The organism is Loigolactobacillus rennini DSM 20253 (assembly GCF_001436505.1).
Lineage (GTDB): Bacteria > Bacillota > Bacilli > Lactobacillales > Lactobacillaceae > Loigolactobacillus > Loigolactobacillus rennini.
The window spans coordinates 16,837-40,690 of sequence record NZ_AYYI01000061.1 but is presented as its reverse complement, the minus strand read 5'-3'; the positions used below and the strand labels follow the sequence as shown (position 1 = coordinate 40,690).

Annotated in this window: 19 protein-coding genes; 17 read left to right on the top strand and 2 right to left on the bottom strand. The window is 40.2% G+C overall.

What is annotated here, in order from left to right; genetic code table 11:
- Positions 1 to 91: 91 nt before the first annotated feature.
- The gene (locus FC24_RS07990; RefSeq protein ID WP_057874369.1) at positions 92 to 1,432 is read right to left on the bottom strand and encodes a glucose-6-phosphate isomerase; all 1,341 of its coding nucleotides are present in this window, start codon (positions 1,430 to 1,432) and stop codon (positions 92 to 94) included.
- Between the two features lie 128 nt (positions 1,433 to 1,560).
- Positions 1,561 to 2,196 carry a CPBP family intramembrane glutamic endopeptidase gene (locus FC24_RS07985; RefSeq protein ID WP_057874368.1) on the bottom strand — a complete coding sequence of 212 codons (636 nt, stop codon included), beginning with the start codon at positions 2,194 to 2,196 and terminating at the stop codon, positions 1,561 to 1,563.
- Positions 2,197 to 2,387: 191 nt separating this feature from the next.
- On the opposite strand from FC24_RS07985, the gene groES reads away from it, so the two are divergent.
- The 17 genes from groES (at position 2,388) to zwf (ending at position 23,703) form a co-directional block, all read left to right on the top strand.
- Positions 2,388 to 2,672: a co-chaperone GroES gene (gene groES, locus FC24_RS07980; protein ID WP_057874367.1), complete on the top strand. Its 285-nt coding sequence runs from the start codon at positions 2,388 to 2,390 to the stop codon at positions 2,670 to 2,672.
- 149 nt (positions 2,673 to 2,821) lie between these two features.
- The gene (gene groL / locus FC24_RS07975; protein ID WP_057874366.1) at positions 2,822 to 4,477 is read left to right on the top strand and encodes a chaperonin GroEL; all 1,656 of its coding nucleotides are present in this window, start codon (positions 2,822 to 2,824) and stop codon (positions 4,475 to 4,477) included.
- Positions 4,478 to 4,992: 515 nt separating this feature from the next.
- Positions 4,993 to 6,819, top strand: coding sequence for an APC family permease (locus FC24_RS07970; protein ID WP_057874365.1), 1,827 nt, complete (start codon positions 4,993 to 4,995; stop codon positions 6,817 to 6,819).
- 160 nt (positions 6,820 to 6,979) lie between these two features.
- Positions 6,980 to 7,789, top strand: coding sequence for a TIGR00282 family metallophosphoesterase (locus tag FC24_RS07965; protein ID WP_057874364.1), 810 nt, complete (start codon positions 6,980 to 6,982; stop codon positions 7,787 to 7,789).
- A 12-nt stretch (positions 7,790 to 7,801) separates the two neighbouring features.
- Positions 7,802 to 8,218 carry a YlbF family regulator gene (locus tag FC24_RS07960; RefSeq protein WP_057874363.1) on the top strand — a complete coding sequence of 139 codons (417 nt, stop codon included), beginning with the start codon at positions 7,802 to 7,804 and terminating at the stop codon, positions 8,216 to 8,218.
- Positions 8,175 to 10,829 (top strand): DNA mismatch repair protein MutS, encoded by a 2,655-nt coding sequence (gene mutS, locus FC24_RS07955; protein WP_057874362.1) that lies wholly within the window; start codon positions 8,175 to 8,177, stop codon positions 10,827 to 10,829. The genes FC24_RS07960 and mutS overlap by 44 nt, the downstream gene beginning before the upstream one ends.
- 21 nt (positions 10,830 to 10,850) lie before the next feature.
- Positions 10,851 to 12,737: a DNA mismatch repair endonuclease MutL gene (mutL, locus tag FC24_RS07950; protein ID WP_057874361.1), complete on the top strand. Its 1,887-nt coding sequence runs from the start codon at positions 10,851 to 10,853 to the stop codon at positions 12,735 to 12,737.
- Complete coding sequence (locus tag FC24_RS07945; RefSeq protein WP_057874360.1) at positions 12,734 to 13,306, top strand: Maf family protein; 573 nt, start codon at positions 12,734 to 12,736, stop codon at positions 13,304 to 13,306. The genes mutL and FC24_RS07945 overlap by 4 nt, the downstream gene beginning before the upstream one ends.
- 94 nt (positions 13,307 to 13,400) lie before the next feature.
- Positions 13,401 to 13,724, top strand: a complete 324-nt coding sequence (locus FC24_RS07940; RefSeq protein WP_275453139.1) for a DMT family transporter — start codon at positions 13,401 to 13,403, stop codon at positions 13,722 to 13,724.
- 5 nt (positions 13,725 to 13,729) lie between these two features.
- The gene (locus tag FC24_RS07935) at positions 13,730 to 14,047 is read left to right on the top strand and encodes a DMT family transporter (protein WP_057874358.1); all 318 of its coding nucleotides are present in this window, start codon (positions 13,730 to 13,732) and stop codon (positions 14,045 to 14,047) included.
- 91 nt (positions 14,048 to 14,138) lie between these two features.
- Complete coding sequence (ruvA, locus tag FC24_RS07930) at positions 14,139 to 14,747, top strand: Holliday junction branch migration protein RuvA (RefSeq protein WP_057874357.1); 609 nt, start codon at positions 14,139 to 14,141, stop codon at positions 14,745 to 14,747.
- A 24-nt stretch (positions 14,748 to 14,771) separates the two neighbouring features.
- Entirely contained in the window at positions 14,772 to 15,782 is a 1,011-nt protein-coding gene (gene ruvB / locus FC24_RS07925) for a Holliday junction branch migration DNA helicase RuvB (RefSeq protein ID WP_057874356.1), read from the top strand.
- A gap of 22 nt (positions 15,783 to 15,804) precedes the next feature.
- Positions 15,805 to 16,839, top strand: coding sequence for a tRNA preQ1(34) S-adenosylmethionine ribosyltransferase-isomerase QueA (gene queA, locus FC24_RS07920; RefSeq protein ID WP_057874355.1), 1,035 nt, complete (start codon positions 15,805 to 15,807; stop codon positions 16,837 to 16,839).
- A 449-nt stretch (positions 16,840 to 17,288) separates the two neighbouring features.
- On the top strand, positions 17,289 to 18,431 hold the full coding sequence (gene tgt / locus FC24_RS07915) for a tRNA guanosine(34) transglycosylase Tgt (RefSeq protein WP_057874354.1): 1,143 nt from the start codon (positions 17,289 to 17,291) through the stop codon (positions 18,429 to 18,431).
- A 76-nt stretch (positions 18,432 to 18,507) separates the two neighbouring features.
- The gene (yajC, locus tag FC24_RS07910) at positions 18,508 to 18,942 is read left to right on the top strand and encodes a preprotein translocase subunit YajC (RefSeq protein WP_057874353.1); all 435 of its coding nucleotides are present in this window, start codon (positions 18,508 to 18,510) and stop codon (positions 18,940 to 18,942) included.
- Positions 18,943 to 19,260: 318 nt separating this feature from the next.
- Positions 19,261 to 21,882, top strand: a complete 2,622-nt coding sequence (gene adhE, locus FC24_RS07905; RefSeq protein ID WP_420805255.1) for a bifunctional acetaldehyde-CoA/alcohol dehydrogenase — start codon at positions 19,261 to 19,263, stop codon at positions 21,880 to 21,882.
- Positions 21,883 to 22,212: 330 nt separating this feature from the next.
- Positions 22,213 to 23,703 carry a glucose-6-phosphate dehydrogenase gene (gene zwf, locus FC24_RS07900; RefSeq protein ID WP_057874351.1) on the top strand — a complete coding sequence of 497 codons (1,491 nt, stop codon included), beginning with the start codon at positions 22,213 to 22,215 and terminating at the stop codon, positions 23,701 to 23,703.
- Positions 23,704 to 23,854 lie beyond the last annotated feature (151 nt).

The following is a 23,854-nucleotide window of genomic DNA, read 5'->3' as shown; positions in this document are numbered from 1 at the left end:
ATAGTAAAACCCCTAACGTTGGATTTAGTTGTCCAACGTTAGGGGTTCACTTTATAACCAGAATGGTTGGCAGGCTTTTTTGGCGGTAAGCTTACAACCGCTCGTTTAATTCTTTGCTAAGCTTTTCAAAGCCAGGTTTACCTAGTAATGCAAACATGTTTTTCTTGTATGCTTCAACACCAGGTTGGTTGAATGGATTAATGCCATTTAAGTAACCTGAAACAGCAACGGCACGTTCAAAGAAGTAAATTAAATAACCTAGGGTATAAGCATCTTGTTGCGGGATGTGAACGCTCATGACTGGAACGCCGCCATCATTATGGGCTAAGACAACCCCTTGGTAAGCTTTAGTATTGATGAAGTCGATGGATTTGCCTTGTAAATAAGCTAAACCATCTAGGTTTTCGTCTTCAACAGGAACAGTTAAATCATGGGTTGGCTTGTCAACTTTAACTACAGTTTCCATCAAGTTGCGCCGGCCTTCTTGAATGTATTGGCCTAATGAGTGTAAATCAGTAGTAAAGTTGGCAGAAGAAGGATAGATTCCTTTTTGATCTTTGCCTTCTGATTCACCCATTAATTGTTTCCACCATTCAGAGAAGTATTGCAAGGTTGGTTCGTAGTTCTCTAACAGTTCAGTGGTGTAGCCTTTACGGTATAAAATGTTACGCAACGCAGCGTATTTGTAAGCGTCGTTTTTAGTGACGTCTGGATCGCTGTAAGCATCTTCAGCAGCTGCTGCACCTTGCATCAATTGATCAATGTCGCCACCAGCAACGGCAATCGGTAATAAACCAACTGGTGTTAAGACAGTGAACCGGCCACCAGTACCATCTGGGATGACAAAGCTTTGGTAGCCTTCAGCATCTGCTTCTTGTTTCAAGGCACCATGTGCTTTATCAGTGGTTGCGTAGATCCGTTCTTTAGCACCTGCTTCACCATATTTAGCAATTAACTTTTCTTTGAAAACCCGGAAAGCAATGGAAGGTTCCGTAGTTGTACCAGATTTTGAAATTACGTTGATTGAAAAATCACGGTCGCCGATTACTTCTAATAAGTCGTGTAAATAAGAGGAGCTGATCGAATTACCAGCAAAAAATACTTGTGGGACTTTACGATCAGGTGCCATGTTATAAAAAGTACTGCTCAAGAAATCAATGGCAGCGCGGGCACCTAAATAGGAACCACCGATGCCAATTGCAACAAAAACTTCAGAATCATTTTGGATCTTTTTAGCAGCAGCTTTGATTTGTGCAAATTCTTTTTTGTCATAATCGTGCGGTAGATGCAGCCAATCACGCATTTGTGATTCAGCACCAGTTCCGTCAACTAATTCTTGATGGGCAGCAGTCACCATCGGCTGTAACTCATTTAATTCATTTTCATGGACAAATTGGCGCACGGCAGAGTCGTCAAATGTAATATGTGCCATTAAAAATAGCCTCCCTTAATATAGTCACTATCAGAATAACTTTATCCGCTTTTTAACTGAATTGCAAGTTCATTGTGTCTTGTAAGGGCTTAATTGAATTAATTTTAGTGCGTGAAAAAAGTTGCCATTTAAGCTAGTAAATTAGCACCGATCACGACTGCATTCATTAAAATGTGGCTGATCATTGAAGTCTGAATACGACCAGTTTTCTGATAAAGGTAACAAAAAACCAATCCGATACTTGTGTAGACTAAAAGGTGGCCGTCGGCATGCGCCAATGCAAACATCACACTAGCGATTAAAGCAGCACCAATTTTTCCCGTAAGCGGTGTTAAGGTTCCAAAAATTGCGCGCCGAAAAACCAGTTCCTCCATGATTGGGGCAGCAATGACAGTTGCCAATAAATAGAATGGGTAGTGATGAATGACCGCTAAAATTGTTGCCGTATTAGCAGAGCTTGGTAAAGAATGAAAAATCAACAAATTAAGCATGCTGGCTAAATATTGGGCCACTAAAGCAGCGGCAAATCCAATTATTCCCCATTTGAATAACATAGTCTTTGATAAATGCCTTTTTTCTAATGGTGCTTGTTGATTAGTGCGCCAATAAAAATAACATAAAAGACAGGCGCCGATAATATAGTCGAGCGTTTGTACCCAGTAAATTTTGCTACCTAAATGAACGACGGTATTCAATAAGGCTGGAAACAAATAAATAATAAGGTAAGTGACCAATGTCGCAATGACATTCTTCTTAAGTGTCATGTAGAAACTCCTTTGTTGATTAATCGTGTCGTTGATAATAGCGTAGCGTTTTTTAGGGTAAAAGAAAAGCTGAAAATATTTTTAGACAGAAAACTTGCATTCCCAACCGAACATGTTATTATAAATATTGTGATTAGCACTTAGCTGCTAAGAGTGCTAAAATCGATTAATGTAAAATGGAGGGATTACACGTGTTAAAACCATTAGGCGATCGTGTCATTGTAGCAGTAGCAGATGAAGAAGAAAAAACCGTTGGTGGCATTGTATTAGCATCCAACGCTAAAGAAAAACCAACTACTGGTGAAGTCGTTGCCGTCGGACCTGGCATGAAGGATAAAAACGGCGCTGTTCAACCTTTAACCGTTAAAAAAGGTGACAACGTGATGTTCGATAAATATGCTGGAACTAACGTTAATTATGATGGCAATGATTATCTTGTTTTACATGAAAAGGATCTTATTGCCACTGTTGATTAGTGTAATCAATAATTAAAGTTTAGACAATTTTTGTCTGATTGTTAGAAATGGTTTACGTTTAATCATAGGTGTCAATGCTGTTTTCATCAATGATGCGTTATCTTTTTTAACATTTTCCCTAAAAAACAATTTATGAGGTGAAATAAATAATGGCTAAAGAATTAAAATTTTCTGAAAGTGCACGTTCATCCATGCTTCAGGGTGTCGACAAATTAGCTGATACTGTTAAAACAACTTTAGGACCAAAAGGCCGTAACGTTGTTTTGGAAAAATCTTACGGTTCACCGACAATTACAAATGACGGTGTTACCATTGCAAAAGATATCGAATTAGAAGATCGTTTTGAAAACATGGGTGCGAAATTAGTTGCTGAAGTTGCTTCTAAGACGAATGACAATGCTGGTGACGGGACAACTACTGCAACTGTTTTAGCGCAAGCAATTGTCCGTGAAGGGATGAAGAACGTTACTGCCGGTGCTAACCCAGTTGGCATTCGTGACGGTATTGAAAAAGCCACTAAAGCAGCGGTTGATCAATTACACAAAATCTCGCATAAAGTTGACGGCAAAAGTGATATTGCCCAAATTGCGGCGGTTTCTTCCAGCAATAAAGAAGTTGGTAAATTAATTGCAGATGCCATGGAAAAAGTTGGCAACGATGGCGTCATCACAGTTGAAGAATCTAAAGGAATCGACACTTCTTTAGATGTTGTTGAAGGGATGCAATTTGATCGTGGATACTTATCTCAATACATGGTCACTGACAATGAAAAGATGGAAGCAGATTTAGATAATCCTTACATCTTAGTAACAGATAAGAAGATTTCAAACATTCAAGAAATTTTGCCATTATTACAAAAGATTGTTGAACAAGGTAAAGCATTGTTGATCATTGCTGACGATGTTGAAGGTGAAGCTTTACCAACCCTTGTTTTAAACAAGATTCGTGGTACTTTCAATGTTGTTGCGGTTAAGGCACCTGGTTTTGGTGACCGGCGGAAAGCACAACTAGAAGACATTGCAGCTTTGACTGGTGCGACTTTAATTACTTCTGACTTAGGCTTAGAATTGAAAGATACAGATATCAGTCAATTAGGTCAAGCTGGTAAAGTAACAGTTACTAAAGATAACACCACAATCGTTGAAGGCGCTGGCGATAAAGATGCCATCAACAACCGGGTTTCCGAAATCAAAGCACAAATTGCTGAAACAACTTCTGACTTTGATCGGGAAAAATTACAAGAACGTTTAGCTAAATTAGCTGGCGGTGTTGCAGTGGTTCGTGTTGGTGCAGCAACTGAAACTGAATTGAAAGAACAAAAATACCGGATTGAAGATGCTTTGAACGCAACGCGTGCAGCCGTTGAAGAAGGTTATGTCGCTGGTGGCGGTACTGCTTTGATTAATATCTTAAAGGCAGTTGCTGACCTTAAAGAAGATGGCGACGTTCAAACTGGGATCAACATTGTTTTGCGTGCATTAGAAGAACCAGTCCGTCAAATTGCAGAAAATGCTGGTGTTGAAGGCTCTGTGGTTGTTGAACACATGAAGACCATGGATCCTGAGGTTGGTTACAATGCAGCAAATGGCAAATGGGAAAACATGATCGAAGCTGGAATTATTGACCCAACTAAAGTAACTCGTTCTGCCTTACAAAATGCGGCTTCTGTTTCTTCCTTACTCTTAACGACTGAAGCAGTGGTTGCAGACAAGCCTGAACCAGACAATGCTGGTGGCGGTGCAGGCGCTGGTGCCGGTGGTGCTGGCGGCGGTATGGCCCCAGGTATGGGCAGCGGCATGATGTAAGCTGCTTTACCTAAATCGGCTAACATTAAGCACACATTTTAAAAGGACTGCGGCAATTTTGCCGCGGTCCTTTTTGTATGCTCAAAATAAGTAATACGTTGCCAAAATAAAGTGGGGGAAAAGTGTTAATTAAGCAAATGATTAAAAAGCAAAACAAGTTTTTTAGCAGATTTTAAAATAAGGTAGAATCTCAAGCATGAATGGCGTAGAATGACTTCTGTTATTCAAATTAGGAATTAAATTTTTAAAAGCGCGATGGGAATTGACTAGGCATTTAACTTGATTTTTAACTGATGAACTTAAGGTGAAAAACTATTTTAAATTTAAAGTAAAAATGGCTTTTATTTAGGTTAGTTAAATGCTATTATAGATTCTGCTAAAACATAACTAAATGCTAAAGTTGTTACTGTAGCACCTAGCAGTATTTGACTATGTTTTAGAATTGAGGGTTGCAAAGTCACTGTTAATTATGGTTTAGTAGCGGCTTTAATGAATCGCGAAAAGGAGTATTTGTCATGCAGCAGTTAAAACGTTTCTTCATTGGAAGACCGCTTAAATCCTCTGAAGAAGGCGGCCAGCAGTTAGGAAAACTTAAAGCACTGGCATTGTTGTCATCAGATGCACTATCATCAGTTGCTTACGGAACAGAACAAATCGTTACCGTTTTAGTCACCTTATCAGCAGCGGCTATTTGGTTTTCATTACCAATTGCCGCTTTTGTACTGATTTTATTGTTCTCTTTGATTTTGTCCTACCGGCAAATCATTCATGCTTATCCACAAGGCGGTGGCGCATATGTGGTTTCCAGTGAAAATTTGGGAACTTATCCTGGGCTAATCGCCGGCGGTTCGCTGTTGGTTGATTACATGCTGACGGTTGCCGTTTCTGTATCTGCGGGTACTGAGGCGATTACTTCAGCTGTGCCGGCATTGTACGGGCATCAAGTGGGATTATCCATTTTAATCGTTATTTTAATCACGGCGATGAATTTACGCGGATTACGTGATTCGGCTTCATTTTTAATGGTTCCGGTATACCTATTTGTCGTGATGATTACCATTATGATTATTACTGGACTAGTAGAAATTGCGACAGGAGCCCGCGCTTTTCATGCGACATCGTTAGTGGGAGCTGCTGTTCCAGGTGTGACTGTCGGCTTGATTTTACGGGCTTTTTCTTCAGGATCATCATCATTGACCGGGGTTGAAGCAATCAGTAATGCGGTTCCGTTTTTTAAGAAGCCAAAAGCAAAGAATGCTGCTGCAACGTTAGCGATTATGGGCTTGATTCTAGGTTTCTTCTTTGCAGGCATTACTTTCCTAAACTGGTATTTTGGCATCACTCCACAGTTAAAAATCACGGTACTCGCTCAGTTGGGCCGGCATATTTTCGGCCAGGGTGTTGTTTATTATTTGTTACAATTTTCGACGGCTTTAATTTTAGCTTTGGCTGCAAACACAGGGTTTTCGGCTTTTCCAATTTTAGCCTATAATTTGGCAAAAGATAAATTTATGCCACATATGTATATGGATCGTGGTGATCGCTTAGGGTATTCTAACGGCATCATCACGTTAGCGTTAGGATCAATTATTTTAATCTTTATTTTTAATGGTAGTACGCAACGCTTAATTCCATTGTATGCAACTGGTGTGTTTGTGCCGTTTACATTATCGCAATCTGGGATGATCCGTAAATGGTGGCATGAGCGGCCACAAGGCTGGATTGGTCGCAGTATAGCTAATTTCACCGGTGCATTAATTTCATTTGCTATCTTCATTTTTCTATTGATGTATCATTTGAATGGTGTTTGGCCATACTTTATTATCATGCCGATTATGTTGTTTATTTTCTATAAAATTCATGATCATTATAAAAAAGTCGCGGCGCAACTACGCTTGGTCGAAGAAGTTAATTTTCATGATTATGATGGCAGCACAGTGATTGTTTTGGTCAGCAATGTGACACAAGTGACGGCCGGTGCACTTAATTATGCCCGGTCAATCGGTGATTATGTAATTGCGATGCACGTTTCCATGGATGAAAATCCTGGTAAGGAACGGAAGACGGAAGCAGAATTTAAAGTCGATTTTCCAGACATTCGTTTTGTCGATGTTCATTCTTCCTATCGTTCCATCGCTCGTCCAGTAGTCCGTTTTGCGGATATTGTGGCCAAAAATGCTAAAAAGCGTAATTACACCACTACGATTTTGATTCCGCAATTTATTCCTAAAAAGCCTTGGCAAAATATTTTGCACAACCAAAGCAGTTTTCGCTTGCGTGCCGCTTTAGCGACGCGACAAAATATCATTTTAGCCACGTATAGTTACCATTTAACTAAATAAATTTTTGAACGGTCATAAAACAATGCAGTTTGTTTTATGATCGTTTTTGTCATGGCATAGTTTAAAACCCATCTTAGGTGAGTAAAGTGTTTAAACCACGCTAGTTATTTGGGGCTGAAAAATGGTACAATGTAGCTAACTTTTTGAAAAGAGGCGTAACATGCGGATTTTATTTGTTGGGGATGTTATGGGGTCACGTGGTCGTCAGATGTTGACGGCTTATTTGCCAAAGTTAAAAAGCCGGTACCGGCCTCAAGTCACCATTGTAAATGGCGAAAATGCCGCTGGTGGTCGTGGGATTACCGGTAAAATTTATAAAGAATTTTTACAAGCTGGTGCTGATGTGATTACTATGGGTAATCATGTTTGGGACAACCGGGATATTTTTGAATTTATTGATTCAGCTAAAAAATTAGTTCGCCCGGCTAACTTTCCATCGCCGACCACGCCCGGTTTAGGTCAAGTGTATGTCCAAGTGAATCAATTAAAACTAGCCGTCATTAATTTGCAGGGTAATGCGCTGATGGGACAGACATTGGATAATCCGTTTCATAAAGCGGATCAGTTATTAGCACAGATTACACAAGAGACTAAGCTGATTTTTATTGATTTTCATGCAGAAACCACAGCGGAAAAAGAAGCATTTGCTTGGTATTTAGATGGTCGGGTTTCTGCAGTTATTGGAACACATACCCATGTACAAACCAATGATGCTCGTGTGTTGCCGCAAGGGACAGCTTATTTAACGGATGCTGGCATGACCGGTGCGTATGATGCTGTATTAGGCGTTCAGTCTGAAAAAAGCATCGAGCGCTTTTTGACGCAATTACCTACGCGTTATGTGATTAAAGATAATGGTCGTGGCGTTTTAGGCGGTTGTGTTGTTGACTTAGATGATTTAAACGGTCATGCGCGTAAAATTATGCCAGTTGTCATTAATGCCGACCACCCGTTTAGTTTTGATGATTGAGGTGACAGACTCATGGCACAAACACACTTAGATCAACAAAGCCAGCAAGAATTAGCGCGGTTGTGCCACTTGTTGCAGGAAGATGACACTATCAAACGGTACCAAAAAATTGCGCGCCAAGTGAAGCAAAATGCGCAATTGGCCCAATTACAGACTGATTTAAAACAAGCGCAAAAAGCCATCGTTAATGATGATTACTATCAAAAACCTAAAGCAGCAAACAAAGCTAGACAAACTGCGGATCAATTGCAGCAAAAATTAGATCAGCATCCGCTAACCCAAACTTATCGCCAGGCTTTGGCAGATGCTAACGACACGCTAGAAATGGTCACTACGGAGTTACAACAACAAGTCGATGCGTTAATTGAGAAAGGAAGAACTGACGGTGCCACAAAAGACCAAAGCAACACCAATGATGGCCCAATATAACGCGATTAAGAAGGATTACCCTGATGCGTTTTTATTCTACCGCATTGGTGATTTTTATGAATTGTTTTATGATGATGCTATTAAAGGCGCACAATTGTTAGAATTGACTTTAACTGCGCGAAATAAAAGTGCAGCTGAACCGATTCCAATGTGTGGTGTTCCGCACCATGCGGCGCAAAATTACATTGATATTTTAGTTGATAAAGGCTATAAAGTTGCTATTTGCGAGCAGATGGAAGACCCACGCAAAGCAGTGGGAATGGTCAAACGTGAGGTGATTCAGTTAATCACGCCAGGAACCATTATGGAACAAAAAGCGGCCACTGCTAAAAGCAATAATTATTTGACAGCTTTAGTTGAAGTGAAACCACAACAATATGGCTTTGCTTATACAGATTTATCGACAGGTGAATTAAAAGTGAGTCGGTTAACTGGAACAGAAGCAGTGATCAATGAAGTGATGAGCCTGCATACTAAAGAATTAGTGGCTAATCATCAAGTTTCGGCCAAATTTTTAACTGTCCTAAGCAAACTAGGAATTTTAATTTCTTATCAGGATCAAGTAGATGCGCGAGCAGAGTTATCTTTTGTCACGCAACGGTTAACAGATTTAACCGAGGTTAAAGTAGTTGAACAGTTGCTGATGTACCTGACAGTGACGCAAAAACGTAGCTTAGCGCATTTACAGATCGCAGAAGAGTATGAGCCGTCACAATTTCTGAAGATGGATCATTATGCAAAAAATAATTTAGAGTTGACGACTTCAATTCGAACAGGGCAAAAAAGCGGTACATTATTGTGGCTATTGGATGAAACTAAAACCGCAATGGGTGGCCGCTTATTAAAGCAGTGGTTGGATCGGCCGTTAATTAATGCGCCCCAAATTAAACAACGGCAAAATAAAGTGGCCAGTTTAATGGATCATTTTTTTGAGCGTTCTAGTTTACAAGACGAATTGACTAAAGTTTACGATTTGGAACGGCTAGCCGGTCGTGTTGCGTTTGGCAGCGTCAACGGCAGAGATTTAATTCAGTTAAAGAGTTCGTTACTACAAATTCCTAAATTGAAGGCAATTTTAACGGACATCAATGATGGGACTTTTGATGATGTGATTGAACACTTAGATCCTGTCAATGATGTCGCCGACCTGATTACAGCAGCGATTAATGATGATCCGCCGATTTCGGTAAAAGATGGTAATGTGATTAAATCGCATTACAATAAGCAATTAGATGATTACCGGGACGCAATGAAAAATGGCAAGCAGTGGATTGCCCAATTGCAGGCTAAAGAACGCAAGGCAACGGGTATTCATAATTTGAAAATCGGGTTTAATCATGTTTTTGGTTATTACATTGAAGTCACTAAAGCGAATTTAGCTGCTTTACCAGAAGATCGGTACCAACGCAAACAAACTTTAACCAATGCTGAACGTTTCAGTACGCCAGAATTAAAAGAAAAAGAAGCATTAATTTTAGAAGCACAGGAAAAATCGACTGCTTTAGAATATGATTTGTTCATTAAAATCCGTGAGCAAGTTAAAGCACAGATCCACCGGCTGCAACGTTTAGCAAAAGGTGTCGCTGCTTTGGATGTTTTGCAAAGCTTTGCCGTTATCAGTGAAAACTATCATTATGTTCGGCCCACTTTAACTAAGGGCCATGATTTAGAAATTACTGCTGGCCGGCATCCCGTGGTTGAAAAAGTGTTAGGTGAGCAAAAGTACATTCCTAACGATGTTCAAATGAAAAAGGATAATACCATTTTGTTAATTACCGGACCGAATATGTCTGGTAAGAGTACTTACATGCGGCAATTAGCGTTAATTGTGATCATGGCACAAATTGGTTGCTTTATTCCCGCGACTAAAGCTAAATTGCCCGTCTTTGACCAGATTTTTACGCGGATCGGGGCAACAGATGATTTGATTTCTGGACAAAGTACTTTTATGGTGGAAATGATGGAATCAAATACAGCTTTAGCGCATGCAACGGAAAATAGCTTAATTTTATTTGATGAAATTGGCCGTGGAACTGCTACTTATGATGGGATGGCGTTAGCTCAAGCGATCATTGAATATTTACACGATCATGTCCACGCAAAGACCTTATTTTCCACGCACTACCATGAGTTGACTGCTTTAGCAACAGATTTACCACAGTTACGTAACGTTCATGTCGGAGCAGTGGAAAAAAATGGCGCATTAGTTTTTCTGCATAAAATGTTACCTGGAGCGGCAGATAAATCTTATGGGATTCACGTGGCTAAATTAGCCGGCTTACCGGATAATTTATTAAAACGGGCTACCACCATTTTGACTGACTTAGAAAAGCGCAGTCAAGGTGCGTCGATTACAACTGCAGCGTCACAAGAACCTGCAACCGAAAAAATTGCGGAGCAGTCTCCAACGCTAAAAGAAAAAAAGACAACTGCATTAGAAAAGCAAGAAAAACCAGAAGCTGATCAGCAGTTGGCATTGTTTGATTATCAACCTAAATCAGCTTCAACTAAAGAGTTGAAAGTATTGGCTGAACTCAAAGGGCTGAATTTAATGAGCATGACGCCGATGGATGTGATGAACACGCTATATAAATGGCAAAAACGATTATAACCAGCGAAAGGAAGGTTGACTATGGCAAAAATTCATGAGTTAGCTGAAGTATTGGCTAATCAAATTTCTGCTGGGGAAGTGATTGAACGCCCAGCTTCGGTGGTAAAAGAATTAGTCGAAAATGCACTAGATGCCCATAGTCGCCAAATTGATGTTCATGTTTCGGAAGCGGGATTAAAGACAATCCAAGTGATTGATGATGGTGATGGTATTGCTGCTGATGATGTGCTGAATGCGTTTAAACGTCATGCAACCAGTAAAATTCATAACCGGAAGGATTTATTTAAAGTCCATTCGTTAGGGTTTCGTGGTGAAGCTTTACCTAGTATTGCTTCAGTTGCTGATGTTATTTTGGAAACATCAGCTGGGCTAGTTGGTCAACGCGTTCATCTTCGTGGCGGACAAGTGGTTGATCAAAAGGTAAGTACGGTGCGCAAGGGAACAACCGTTACCGTTAAGGACCTTTTTTTTAACACACCAGCACGATTAAAATACGTTAAATCACCTGCAACTGAATTAGCTAACATCAGTGATATCGTCAACCGGTTGGCGCTTAGCCACCCTGAGGTTGCATTTTCATTGGCTCACAATGGGCATTTGTTGTTTAAAACAGCTGGTAATGGACATTTGCAGCAAACAATTGCGGGTGTTTACGGCGTCAATAATGCTAAAAAAATGTTAGCCGTGCGGGCAGAAAATTTAGATTTTAAGTTGCATGGTTTTATTTCACTGCCAGAATTAACGCGATCTTCGCGCCGTTATATCACTGTATTGATCAACGGTCGTTACATTAAAAATTTTCAGCTCAATAAAGCAATTATCGCTGGTTATGGTTCTAAATTGATGGTTGGCCGTTTTCCAGTGGTAGTGTTGGCCATTGATATGGATCCATTATTGGTGGATGTCAATGTACATCCAGCCAAGCAAGAAGTGCGCTTAAGTAAAGAGTCTGAATTAGGGGACTTTATTCAGCAGACAATTTATCAACGGATTGCACAAGAAAATTTGATTCCTGATGCTAATGAAAATTTGCATTCGCGGCGCCAAGTAGAAAAGGCAGATCAGTTGCAAATGGCTTTGAATAAAGCTAGCGCAGCTGCGGCAACTTCAGCAGTGAGCCAAATTGCTGAAACTGCTGCAGACACTACTGCTAGTGAACCGATCACTAACTTTAGCAACCAGACAAGTTTGGCTGCTTGGGATACAAAATACCAAAATGAACAAGTAGGGGCACCTTTTGGGGCGGCACAAGCAGCAACTGTTGATTTTAGTCAAGCCAGAACAAAAAAAGAACGTTTTCCCCAACTTGATTATATCGGTCAACTGCATGGTACTTACTTGTTAGCGCAGGGGAGTACAGGACTTTACATTGTTGATCAGCACGCCGCACAAGAGCGAGTAAATTATGAATATTACCGGCAAAAAATTGGCGATGTTAGTGCAGATCAACAAAATTTATTAGTGCCGTTGGTGTTGGATTATCCCGCTAGTGATGCAATTATTTTGCGGGAAAAGCAAGCTTTGTTGCAGCAACTAGGCTTGAATTTAGCTCCTTTTGGACAAAATAGTTTTGTTTTACGCAGTCATCCTGCTTGGTTTAAAGCAGGACAAGAAGAAGCAACCGTGCGCGAGATGATCGACTACATTTTAAACGATCAAAAGATTACTGTAGCGAAATTTCGTGAAAAAACAGCAATTATGATGAGTTGTAAACGGGCAATTAAGGCTAACCATCATTTAGATCAACAGCAAGCTAAGGCATTGCTAAAGCGGCTACCTGAATGTGAAAATCCATTTAATTGCCCCCATGGTCGGCCAGTATTAGTTCATTTTACCAATCAAGACCTTGAAAAAATGTTTCGTCGTATTCAAGAAAGCCATACTAGTTTAAGGGGGGAAATGGGATGAATTTGATTCTTGCATCCAGCTCGCCACGGCGGCAAGCTTTACTTAAGCGGGTAACATCAGATTTTATTAGTATACCAGCCGCGGTTTCAGAACACATCGATCAGCCGTTACCACCTGCAAAACACGTTGCGGTTTTGGCAGCACGTAAAGGCGAAGCGGTTGCTGCAAAGCAATCTGCTACGGCAACGATTCTCAGTGCTGATACGGTTGTTAGTTTTCAGCAACAAATTTTTGGAAAGCCCAAGAGTCGGTCTGCTGCACGGGCTACTTTGCAACAATTGCAAAACCAAACGCATCAAGTTTATACTGCTTTATGGCTAAAACAGCCACAGCAATCACCTGAACAAAAAGTTGTACGGACAGATGTCACGTTCTATCCGCTTACGTTAACGCAGATTGAGCGTTATTTAGCCACGGGTGAATATCGGGATAAAGCAGGTGCTTATGGGATTCAAGGCTATGGTGGTCTTTTAGTAAAAGCAATCCAAGGTGATTTTTATAATATTATGGGCTTGCCAATTGCAGTTGTCAGTCAGCTACTAGCAGGTGAACAGCTTTATTTAGATTAAGTGGTTGTTAACAATTGAATTACTAGATGGTTCTAGAATGCGTTTAACATTCTAGGCCCTTTTTTATAAAGGAGAAGTTGATAACGTGGCTTACATGGCATTACTTGTTGCCGGCTTATTGGAAGTGGGCTGGGCAGCGGCATTAAAGGCTAGTCAAGGTTTTACGCGTTTGGGCCCGACTATCATAACAATCGTGTTGATAATTTTAAGTTTTTATTTACTCAATATTGCGTTGAAGCAATTCGACATTGGGACTACCTACGCTATTTTTACTGGAATTGGCACTGCAGGAACAGCAACTGTTGGTATGTTATTTTTAAACGAAACAATTTCTGTCGGTAAAATTAGTGCTTTGCTTTTATTATTAATCGGTATTATCGGTTTGAAATTAATTGAACAGCCGGCTAAAGGGAAGTGATGCGGATGGCTTGGTTGCTATTGATTATTGCAGGTTTTTGTGAGCTGGGATTTATTGGCTTTTTGCAAAAGGCAATTTCTAGTGGCAAAAAGTGGTATAATTTATTTTCATTTGCCAGTATGGCAATTAGTCTCATTTTATTGGCAATCGTTACTAAGACCATTGCATTAAGTGTAGCCTATGCGGTTTGGACTGGCATCGGCGCAATTAGTTCAGTGTTATACGGTATCTTCTTTTTAGGCGAGGATCGGCAGCCATTAAAATTTGTTTTTATCGGGTGCATTTTGTTTGGCGTCATTGGGTTGAGATTATTTGGTGCTTAAGTCGCTAAGCTGATTGACAGCTTTTCAATCTGAGCCATTATGGTACAATACGAACAGGTGTACTCATATAAAATGATTTGGAGACGAGCAAATGTACGAATATTTAGTGGGGCAAGTGACTTATGTTTGCCCGTTTTATGTTGTTTTAGAAGTGGCTGGCATCGGTTATAAAGTCCAATTTGCAAATCCTTTCCGTTTGCAAATTGATGGTAACAAAAAGCGTAAAATCTACGTTTACCAAGCGGTTAGCGAAAATGGTGTGACGTTGTTTGGCTTCCTCAATTTAGCAGAAAAACAATTATTTGTTAAACTGTTAAAAGTCTCTGGGATTGGCCCTAAATCTGCCTTAGCAATTTTAGCTAATAATGATCATGCTGGTTTAATCAAGGCGATTCAAACTAATGATATCGGCTACTTAACTAAATTTCCAGGTGTTGGTAAGAAAACAGCACAGCAAATTGCTCTGGATTTGAAGGGGAAAGTGGATGATTTAACGGATCAGCAACCAGATTCAGACCAATCATCACAACCAGATACAGCTGATCAAGATGAAAATCTAACGGAAAGTGTCGCGGCTTTACAGGCGTTAGGTTATAAAGCACGTGAGATTAAGGCCATTACGCCTGCTCTGAAAAAATTCAATGCAGATAGCACAGATGCCTATCTCAGTGAGGCATTACGCTTATTGATGAAACGATAATTTTTTATGATTGGAGGTGTATTTATGGCGGATAAACGTGTCATTTCACCAGAAACGGCGGATGATGGTGAAGCGGGAATTGAAAAGTCCTTGCGACCACAACGTTTAGCACAATATATCGGCCAAGATAAGGTTAAAAATGAATTGCAAGTTTACATTGCCGCGGCGCAAAAGCGTGAAGAATCTTTAGATCATGTTTTGCTTTATGGCCCGCCTGGTTTAGGTAAAACCACTTTAGCTATGGTTATTGCTAATGAATTAGGGGTATCGATCCGAACAACTAGCGGGCCAGCCATTGAGCGCCCCGGTGATTTAGTGGCAATTTTAAATGAATTGCATCCTGGGGACGTCCTGTTCATTGATGAGATTCACCGCTTACCTAAAATTGTTGAAGAAATGCTTTATTCAGCAATGGAAGATTTTTTTGTTGATATTGTTATTGGACAAGGGCCGACTGCGCATCCCGTACATTTTCCGTTACCCCCATTTACGTTAATTGGGGCCACCACTCGGGCTGGTTTATTATCTGCACCGTTACGTGATCGATTTGGCATTGTTGCCCATATGGCTTATTACACGGAAAAAGATTTAACTGAAATTGTGCTGCGTTCAGCAGATATTTTTCACACTGCTATTTTACCAGCAGGAGCGCATGAAATTGCCCGTCGTTCGCGGGGAACACCCCGGGTAGCCAATCGATTATTGAAACGAATCCGTGACTTTGCACAGGTGGCAGAACAAAGTAAGATTGACTTGCCTATCATCCATAAAGCACTAAAATTATTGCAGGTTGATAGTCATGGTTTGGATTACATTGACCAAAAATTACTGCGTACTATGATTAAATTTTATGGTGGCGGCCCTGTTGGGTTAAGCACTATTGCTGCTAATGTTGGTGAAGAAACAGACACCATCGAAGAGATGTATGAACCATATTTATTACAAATTGGTTTTCTTAAGCGGACCCCCCGTGGGCGTGTGGTAACACCGCAGGCTTATGCCCATTTAGGGATACCATTTAAAACTAAGAATTAAATAGTTGAAAGGAACCTGCCAAATGGGATTGACCTTGGAAGATTTTGATTATGATTTACCGCAAGAACTTATTGCCCAAACACCGTTGAAAGAGCGTGATGCGTCGCGTCTGCTAGTTTTGGATCATCAGACTGGGCGACTACAGGATAAACATTTTTATGATATTTTAGATCAGTTGCACGCTGGAGATGCTGTAGTGATGAATGACACCCGGGTGATGCCAGCGCGGTTATACGGTGTTAAACCAGCTACGGGCGGCCACGAGGAAGTATTATTGCTGAATAATACGGAAGGTGATCAGTGGGAAACATTGATGAAACCAGCGCGTCGGGCTAAAGTTGGAACAGAGCTGGTTTTTGGTGATGGTCAACTAAAAGCAACCGTGATTAAGGAATTAGATCATGGGGGCCGTTTAATTGAATTTCATTATAATGGTATTTTTATGGAAATTTTGGAACAATTAGGCGAGACACCATTACCACCTTACATCAAGGCTAAATTGGATAATCCAGAAATGTATCAAACAGTTTACGCTAAAGAAAGTGGTTCGGCAGCAGCACCTACTGCTGGTTTACATTGGACCAAGGCATTGCTAGATAAAGTACAGGCTAAGGGAGTTAAATTAGTTTACTTAACGCTTCATGTTGGTTTAGGGACGTTTCGACCAGTATTAGAGGATAATATCGACGAACATAAAATGCACAGTGAGTTTTACCGGCTGACACCTGAAGCTGCCGCAACTTTAAACCAAGTACGTCAAAATGGTGGTCGGATTATTGCTACCGGAACAACTTCAATTCGGACCTTAGAAACCATAGGCACTAAATTTGATGGTCAGATTAAGCCAGATAGTGGCTGGACAGATATTTTTATTAAACCTGGCTATCAATGGCGTGTGGTGGATGCGTTTATTACAAACTTTCATTTACCAAAATCTACATTAGTAATGTTAGTTGCAGCATTTACAGGCCGCGATCAAATTTTACATGCCTACCAACATGCGATTAAAGAACGGTATCGTTTCTTTAGCTTTGGAGACGCAATGTTTATAAAATAGTTAATTAAAAAAACGCCGTGACGACTGTCACGGCGTTTTCATGTGGTAAGCCAGTACAAGATTTTTACTAAAACGCAATGGTAACATTACGTGGGTCTGACATCATGTCTTTCAATTGTACTTAGATAATAATCAAGTGTACATCAAACACGTAAAATCATCACAAGCTAATGGAGAAATACGTTAACAGTTATCTATTTGAAATCATCAAGTGACTTTCTAAACGTAACCTTGACACTTGTACTGGCAATACACCACAAATGAATTTTAACATATTTTCAAAGCGCTTACAAAACTAATTACTAGCAGATAGACAAACTTTTTTCGAACCTAGCTTTGTCTCTTAAAATTAATCAGCGGATAAACTGCTGGACTTGTACTTTTAAGCTTAGATGGTAAAATATGACAGTCAGTTTAAATTAAATTTGAACGCTAATGAAGGAGTATTTATGAAACCAGCAATTCAATATCACCTTATTAAAAAAGAAAAACATACTGGTGCTCGTTTAGGTGAAATTATCACGCCGCATGGCACCTTTCCAACACCGATGTTCATGCCAGTAGGAACAAATGCGAGCGTTAAGACTATGGCCCCGGAAGAACTAGCAAAAATGGGAGCAACCATTATTTTGGCTAATACTTATCATATGTGGCTACGACCGGGGGAACAAATTGTCAAAGAAGCTGGTGGACTGCATCAATTTATGAATTGGCCGCAAGGTATTTTAACCGATTCTGGTGGCTTTCAAGTTTTTTCGCTAGCAAAAATGCGGGATATTACAGAAGAAGGCGTTCATTTCAAAAATCATTTAAACGGTGCAAAAATGTTTTTGTCGCCAGAAAAGGCGATCCAAATAGAAAATGATTTGGGCCCAGACATTATGATGAGTTTAGATGAATGTCCACCATTTTTTCAAAGTTATGATTATGTCCGCCATTCTGTGGCTCGCACTAGTCGTTGGGCAGAACGTGGCCTGAAGGCGCACCGTCATCCTGATACGCAAGGCTTATTTGGTATTGTTCAAGGGGCTGGTTTTAAGGATTTACGCGTTCAAAGCGCCCGTGATCTAGTTAGCATGGATTTTCCGGGTTATTCGATCGGTGGTTTATCAGTGGGGGAATCAAAAGCAGAAATGAATCACGTGCTAGAGTTTACCACCCCCTTACTACCTGAAAATAAACCACGTTATTTAATGGGAGTTGGCTCAGCAGATGCATTAATCGATGGTGCATTACGGGGAGTTGATATGTTTGACTGTGTTTTACCGACGCGGATTGCCCGTAATGGCACTGTCATGACTAGTCATGGTCGGTTAGTAGTTAAAAATGCTCGCTATGCGCATGATTTTGGCCCCTTAGATGATAACTGTGATTGTTATGCGTGCCGTAATTATAGTCGTGCTTACATTCGACATTTGATTAAAGCCAATGAAATTTTTGGCATTCACTTGACTAGCTACCATAATTTATATTTCTTGTTGCATTTAATGCAACAAGTCCGGCAAGCCATCAGGATGGATAATTTGTTGGATTTTCGAGCGCATTTCTTTGAACAGTACGGTTTTAACCAAAAAAATGCCCGTAATTTCTAGTTACATCTGGAAGTCTCGAGTTAAGTCTGTTACCCTATATAAGGGAATCTATAATAATGATTGAGGTGTCCAGTTAATGAATGACTTTTTAATCGCTGCTAATGCAGGTGGTGGCCTGACTTCGATTTTGATGATTGTGATTTTGTTTGGCCTGATGTATTTTATGATGATCCGGCCACAACGGAAAGCACAACAAAAGAAGAAGGAAATGATGGGTGCCATGCGGCCAGGTGACGCTGTCGTCACCATTGGCGGTTTACATGGTGTTATCAGTCGGATTGACGAACAAGCCCACACTGTTGAATTAGATATTGAAGGCGTCTATTTAACTTTTGATATCCGTGCAATTGGACGGGTGGCTAAAAAAGGCGCTAGTGCAGCCACAACAGTCGATAGTGCTGCTCCTGCAACTAGTGAAGCAGAATCGGATTCTTCTGACTCTGCTGCAACAGAACCTGCATCTTCTGCAACTAGTGAAGAAGCAAAGTCTGACGACAAATCACAAGCATAATCTAATGGTAAATAAAAGTGCAGTTGGTTAGTTTATTGCTAGTACCGGTAATGACTTCTTACTTAACACTTTTGTACCACTAGTATTTGCATTAAACTAATTAAGATTAGTTTAATGCTTTTTTATTTGCCGATTTTGTTCAATAAATCACAATAATATTTCAAAATATGAGCACATTTTTTCATGAAACTATAGCGATGTTTATTATGAAAACGCTTTAATGAAGTTTTTATATCATGTAATGAAAATGCTTTACAATAAAGAAGAGATATAGTAAGATTTAATTGTGAAATAATTAACAATAAGAATGGGGTTTGCATGATGTTAAAAACGGCGACAACAACGGTGAAAACCGAGTCAAAATCAGAATCTGTTAAACCTATGATCGCGCGACTAGTCCAACGGTCGCAGCAGGCGTTAGTTAATATGAACGGATTTTCACAAAAGCAAGTTGATCAAATTTGTGAAGCCATTGCATTGGCAGCGTTAGATCACCATATGGAATTAGCTAAAATGGCAGTAGCAGAAACGCATCGTGGGGTTGTTGAGGATAAGGCGATTAAAAATATCTATGCCAGTGAATTTGTTTGGAACAGTATTCGTCATGATAAAACAGTGGGTATCATCCGAGACGACGATGAAGAACAAATAATGCAAATTGCAGAACCTTTAGGAATTATTGCCGGTGTGACGCCAGTGACTAATCCGACCTCGACCGTTATTTTTAAAACATTATTGGCACTAAAAGGACGGAACACGATTATTTTTGGGTTTCATCCACAAGCACAAAAAGCTTGTGTCCGTACGGCAGAAATTATTCAAGCAGCAGCAATTAATGCAGGAGCCCCAGCAAATTGTATTCAGTGGATCAGTCAGCCCAGTATTGAAGCAACTAATGCGTTGATGCATCATCCTGATATTGCAACCATTTTAGCGACCGGTGGGCCCAGCATGGTTAAGGCAGCTTATTCTAGTGGAAATCCAGCTTTGGGAGTGGGTTCCGGAAATGGGCCAGCCTACATTGAAAAAACGGCTGACATTAAACAAGCAGTTAATGATATTGTTTTATCAAAAACATTTGATAATGGCATGGTTTGTGCGGCTGAAAATAGTGTGATTGTAGATGATGCGATCTATGGAGCGGTAAAAAAAGAATTTAATGACTGGAATTGTTATTTTGTCAAAGAAGCGGAACAAGCTACCTTAGCAGCAGCGATGTTCGACGCGAAACGCGGCGGCGTCAAAGGCCCAATTGCTGGGAAATCTGCCTATGCCATTGCACAGTTAGCTGGTATTACAGTACCAAAAGATACTAAAGTATTGATTGCTGAAATTGACGGAATTGGACCGAATTATCCGTTGTCACAAGAGAAATTGTCACCGGTGCTGTCACTTTATAAAGCAGCCGACCATGCGCAAGCCTTTAAGCAAGCCAAAGCATTATTGAAATTTGGCGGTTTAGGTCACACTGCTGCCATTCACACTCGAGATGATCAACTGGTTAGCGCATTTGGGACACAAATGCTAGCTTGTCGGATCTTAGTGAATTCGCCCTCAGCTTTAGGTGGTATTGGAAACCTTTATAATAATATGACGCCGTCCTTGACTTTGGGAACAGGATCTTATGGTAAAAATTCGGTGTCGCATAATGTAACGGATAAAGATTTGATTAACATTAAAACTATTGCTAAACGACGTAATAATATTCAGTGGGTTAAATTGCCACCAAAAGTTTATTTTGAACGTAATTCACTACGCTATTTAGCACATATGCACGACATCAACCGTGTATTTTTAGTGTGTGATCCCGGTATGGTTAAACTAGGCTATGTTGATCGTGTGCTTGATGTTTTACACCAGCGACCGAATCACATTGAAATCGCGATATTTTCTGAAGTAGAAGCGGATCCTGCAACGACTACTGTTGATGCTGGTGTTACCCGAATGCGGGCTTTTAATCCTGATGCGATTATCGCACTTGGTGGTGGATCAGCATTGGATGCAGCTAAGTTTATGTGGCTATTGTACGAGCATCCAGAAACGTCGTTTTTTGCAGCAAAACAAAAATTCTTGGATATTCGGAAACGTGCATATCGGCTGCCAATTCCTAATAAAGCAAAATATATTGGCATCCCAACAACCTCAGGAACAGGTTCTGAAGTGACACCATATGCGGTTATCACTGATGCTGAGACACAAATTAAGTATCCGATTACGGATTATGCGATGCAGCCTGACGTTGCGATTGTTGATTCACAATTTGTTGAAACATTGCCACCACGAACAGTTGCTTGGACTGGTTTAGACACGATTACTCATGCAACTGAGGCTTATGTTTCTGTTATGTCATCTGACTATACTAGAGGCTGGGCACTTCAGGCATTGAAACTAGCATTTGATAACTTAAAAGCCTCTTATGAAGGTAATCGTCAAGCCCGACAGAAAATGCATGATGCAGCAACAATGGCCGGCATGGCCTTTGCCAGTTCGTATTTAGGTGTTAATCATGCGATTGCACATAAGTTAGGTGGCGAGTTTCATTTAGCGCATGGATTAGCAATTGCCATCACCTATCCACAGGTGGTCCGTTACAACGCAACATTACCAACCAAAATCGCGATCTGGCCTAAATATTCGCATTATACTGCTTTGGCAGACTATGCAACCATCGCGCGCTACCTTGGTTTAAAGGGTGATAATGATGAAGCATTGAAGGAAGCATTGGTTGCACGCTTTATTGAACTAGCACATTCAGTGGGAGTGAAATTGAGTTTACAGGCTAACGGTGTTGCACACAAACACTTTGAAAAAGTTGTGGGTCATTTGGCAGTATTAGCATACGAAGATCAATGCACACCAACTAATCCACGTGAGCCGTTGATTAGTGAGCTTGAGACGATTATGCGCCGTGAATGGGATGGTCAAGGCGTTGAAAAATAATGGCTTGTTTAATAAAATTTTGTTTTTTTGCTTTAATTTAAATTGATAAATTTAAGCCAAACGGTGTCTTCAGAACCGTTTGGCTATTTCTTTAATCAAAAAGGTTTGAATTTATTTAAATTTAACTGAGTAATTGAGAATTTTAAGCTTGTTAACTTGCTGTTACTGTAGTGAATAGGTACAATTATAAAGTGTCATGGAGATGGACTAACTAACATATTTGCTTGGTGCATCCAGATGTCATGTGCTGGGTGTAACGGTGGTTAGCCCCAATGATAAGTGTGAAATGATTAAGTTGAGTTTTAAAACATAATGGAAGTGGTGTCAGGCATGCAAAACGAAAAAGTAGCTTTATTTATTATTTTTGGTGGCTCAGGTGATTTGGCCCGGCGCAAACTTTATCCTTCTTTGTTCCGCCTGTACCAAAAAGGGTATTTAAGCCGGCATTTTGCGGTCATTGGGACAGCACGACGGCCTTGGGAAAATGATTATTATCGGCAGATTGTGGTTGATTCTTTAAATGATATTCAAGCAACGGATGAACAAATTGCTGAGTTTGCTGGTCATTTTTATTACCAATCCCATGACGTGACCAACGCAGCACATTATACTGTATTAAAAAAATTAGCAGATACTTTAGATCAAAAGTATCAGTTGCAGCATAACCGTATTTATTACCTTGCAATGTCACCCAACTTCTTTGGAACGATTGCCAAACACCTTAAGTCTGAACAAATACTGACAACTGCAGGATTTAACCGTCTAATTATTGAAAAGCCATTTGGTCATGATTATGAAAGTGCAGCTGAGTTAAACCAGCAAATCCGAGCGTCTTTTGAAGAAGATCAGATTTATCGGATTGATCATTATTTAGGTAAAGAAATGGTGCAAAACATTGCAGCAATCCGCTTTGGAAATAATATCATCGAATCATTATGGAATAACCGCTACATTGATAATATTCAGATTACGTTAAGTGAAGCTTTAGGTGTTGAAGAACGTGCTGGCTATTATGAAAGTGCTGGAGCGATGCGTGACATGGTGCAAAACCATATTTCACAGATTGCCACGTTATTAGCAATGGAGCCGCCGGTTTCTTTTTCAGCCCGGGATATCCGTCATGAAAAAATTAAAGTCTTACGCAGTTTGCACATTGATACGCCTGAAGAAGCACAGCATAATTTTGTTCGTGGCCAATATGGTCCTGCAGTGATTGATGGTCAACGTTTAGAGGGTTATCGAGAGGCCAATAATGTTGCTTCTGACTCTAAAACAGAAACCTACGTAGCAGGTAAAATGGAATTTGAAAATTATCGTTGGGCGGGTGTGCCGTTTTATGTTCGCACCGGAAAAAGATTAGCTAAAAAAGAAACGCGGGTCGATATTGTGTACAAACAATTACCCACCAATATTTTCAAAGCTGCTCAGGATGATAATAAATTAGGTCATAATATTTTGACGATTTTTATCGAACCCACAGAAGGTTTTAGCTTGCGAGTCAATGCTAAAAGGTTAGGCCAAGGTTTTGCGACGCGGCCAGTTGACCTTAATTTCCGGCATAGTGCCGCAGCTACGGGTAATAGCCCAGAAGCTTATGAACGCTTATTATTAGACGCAATGAATGGTGATTCCACCAATTTTACCCATTGGGACGAGTTATCACAAACTTGGAAATTCGCTGACGTGGTTGAAAAAGTTTGGTCTGAAAATACGCCGACAGATTTTCCTAATTATGCCAGTGGTTCTATGGGTCCTAAAGCAGCTGATGAATTGCTTGCGCGAGATGGACGCCATTGGATATTTTCTGCTCAACCTAAATAAATTAATGCGCCAACTTTGAGGAAAAGATTTGGCCAAGTTATTTTTAATTTAATCGCATTTAATAGTGTTAAAAGCAGTGAATGGTTCAGATAAAGAATTATTCACTGTTTTTTTGTGTCTAGTGAGTTCTGCCGCTGGTAGGCGAATGCAT

Bases quoted from the DNA above. Each gene is read 5' to 3' on its own strand.
- FC24_RS07990 (WP_057874369.1), bottom strand. From the start codon at position 1,432: ATGGCACATATTACATTTGACGACTCTGCCGTGCGCCAATTTGTCCAT.
- FC24_RS07985 (WP_057874368.1), bottom strand. From the start codon at position 2,196: ATGACACTTAAGAAGAATGTCATTGCGACATTGGTCACTTACCTTATT.
- groL (WP_057874366.1), top strand. From the start codon at position 2,822: ATGGCTAAAGAATTAAAATTTTCTGAAAGTGCACGTTCATCCATGCTT.
- FC24_RS07970 (WP_057874365.1), top strand. From the start codon at position 4,993: ATGCAGCAGTTAAAACGTTTCTTCATTGGAAGACCGCTTAAATCCTCT.
- FC24_RS07965 (WP_057874364.1), top strand. From the start codon at position 6,980: ATGCGGATTTTATTTGTTGGGGATGTTATGGGGTCACGTGGTCGTCAG.
- FC24_RS07960 (WP_057874363.1), top strand. From the start codon at position 7,802: ATGGCACAAACACACTTAGATCAACAAAGCCAGCAAGAATTAGCGCGG.
- mutL (WP_057874361.1), top strand. From the start codon at position 10,851: ATGGCAAAAATTCATGAGTTAGCTGAAGTATTGGCTAATCAAATTTCT.
- FC24_RS07945 (WP_057874360.1), top strand. From the start codon at position 12,734: ATGAATTTGATTCTTGCATCCAGCTCGCCACGGCGGCAAGCTTTACTT.
- FC24_RS07940 (WP_275453139.1), top strand. From the start codon at position 13,401: ATGGCATTACTTGTTGCCGGCTTATTGGAAGTGGGCTGGGCAGCGGCA.
- FC24_RS07935 (WP_057874358.1), top strand. From the start codon at position 13,730: ATGGCTTGGTTGCTATTGATTATTGCAGGTTTTTGTGAGCTGGGATTT.
- ruvA (WP_057874357.1), top strand. From the start codon at position 14,139: ATGTACGAATATTTAGTGGGGCAAGTGACTTATGTTTGCCCGTTTTAT.
- ruvB (WP_057874356.1), top strand. From the start codon at position 14,772: ATGGCGGATAAACGTGTCATTTCACCAGAAACGGCGGATGATGGTGAA.
- queA (WP_057874355.1), top strand. From the start codon at position 15,805: ATGGGATTGACCTTGGAAGATTTTGATTATGATTTACCGCAAGAACTT.
- tgt (WP_057874354.1), top strand. From the start codon at position 17,289: ATGAAACCAGCAATTCAATATCACCTTATTAAAAAAGAAAAACATACT.
- yajC (WP_057874353.1), top strand. From the start codon at position 18,508: ATGAATGACTTTTTAATCGCTGCTAATGCAGGTGGTGGCCTGACTTCG.
- adhE (WP_420805255.1), top strand. From the start codon at position 19,261: ATGATGTTAAAAACGGCGACAACAACGGTGAAAACCGAGTCAAAATCA.
- zwf (WP_057874351.1), top strand. From the start codon at position 22,213: ATGCAAAACGAAAAAGTAGCTTTATTTATTATTTTTGGTGGCTCAGGT.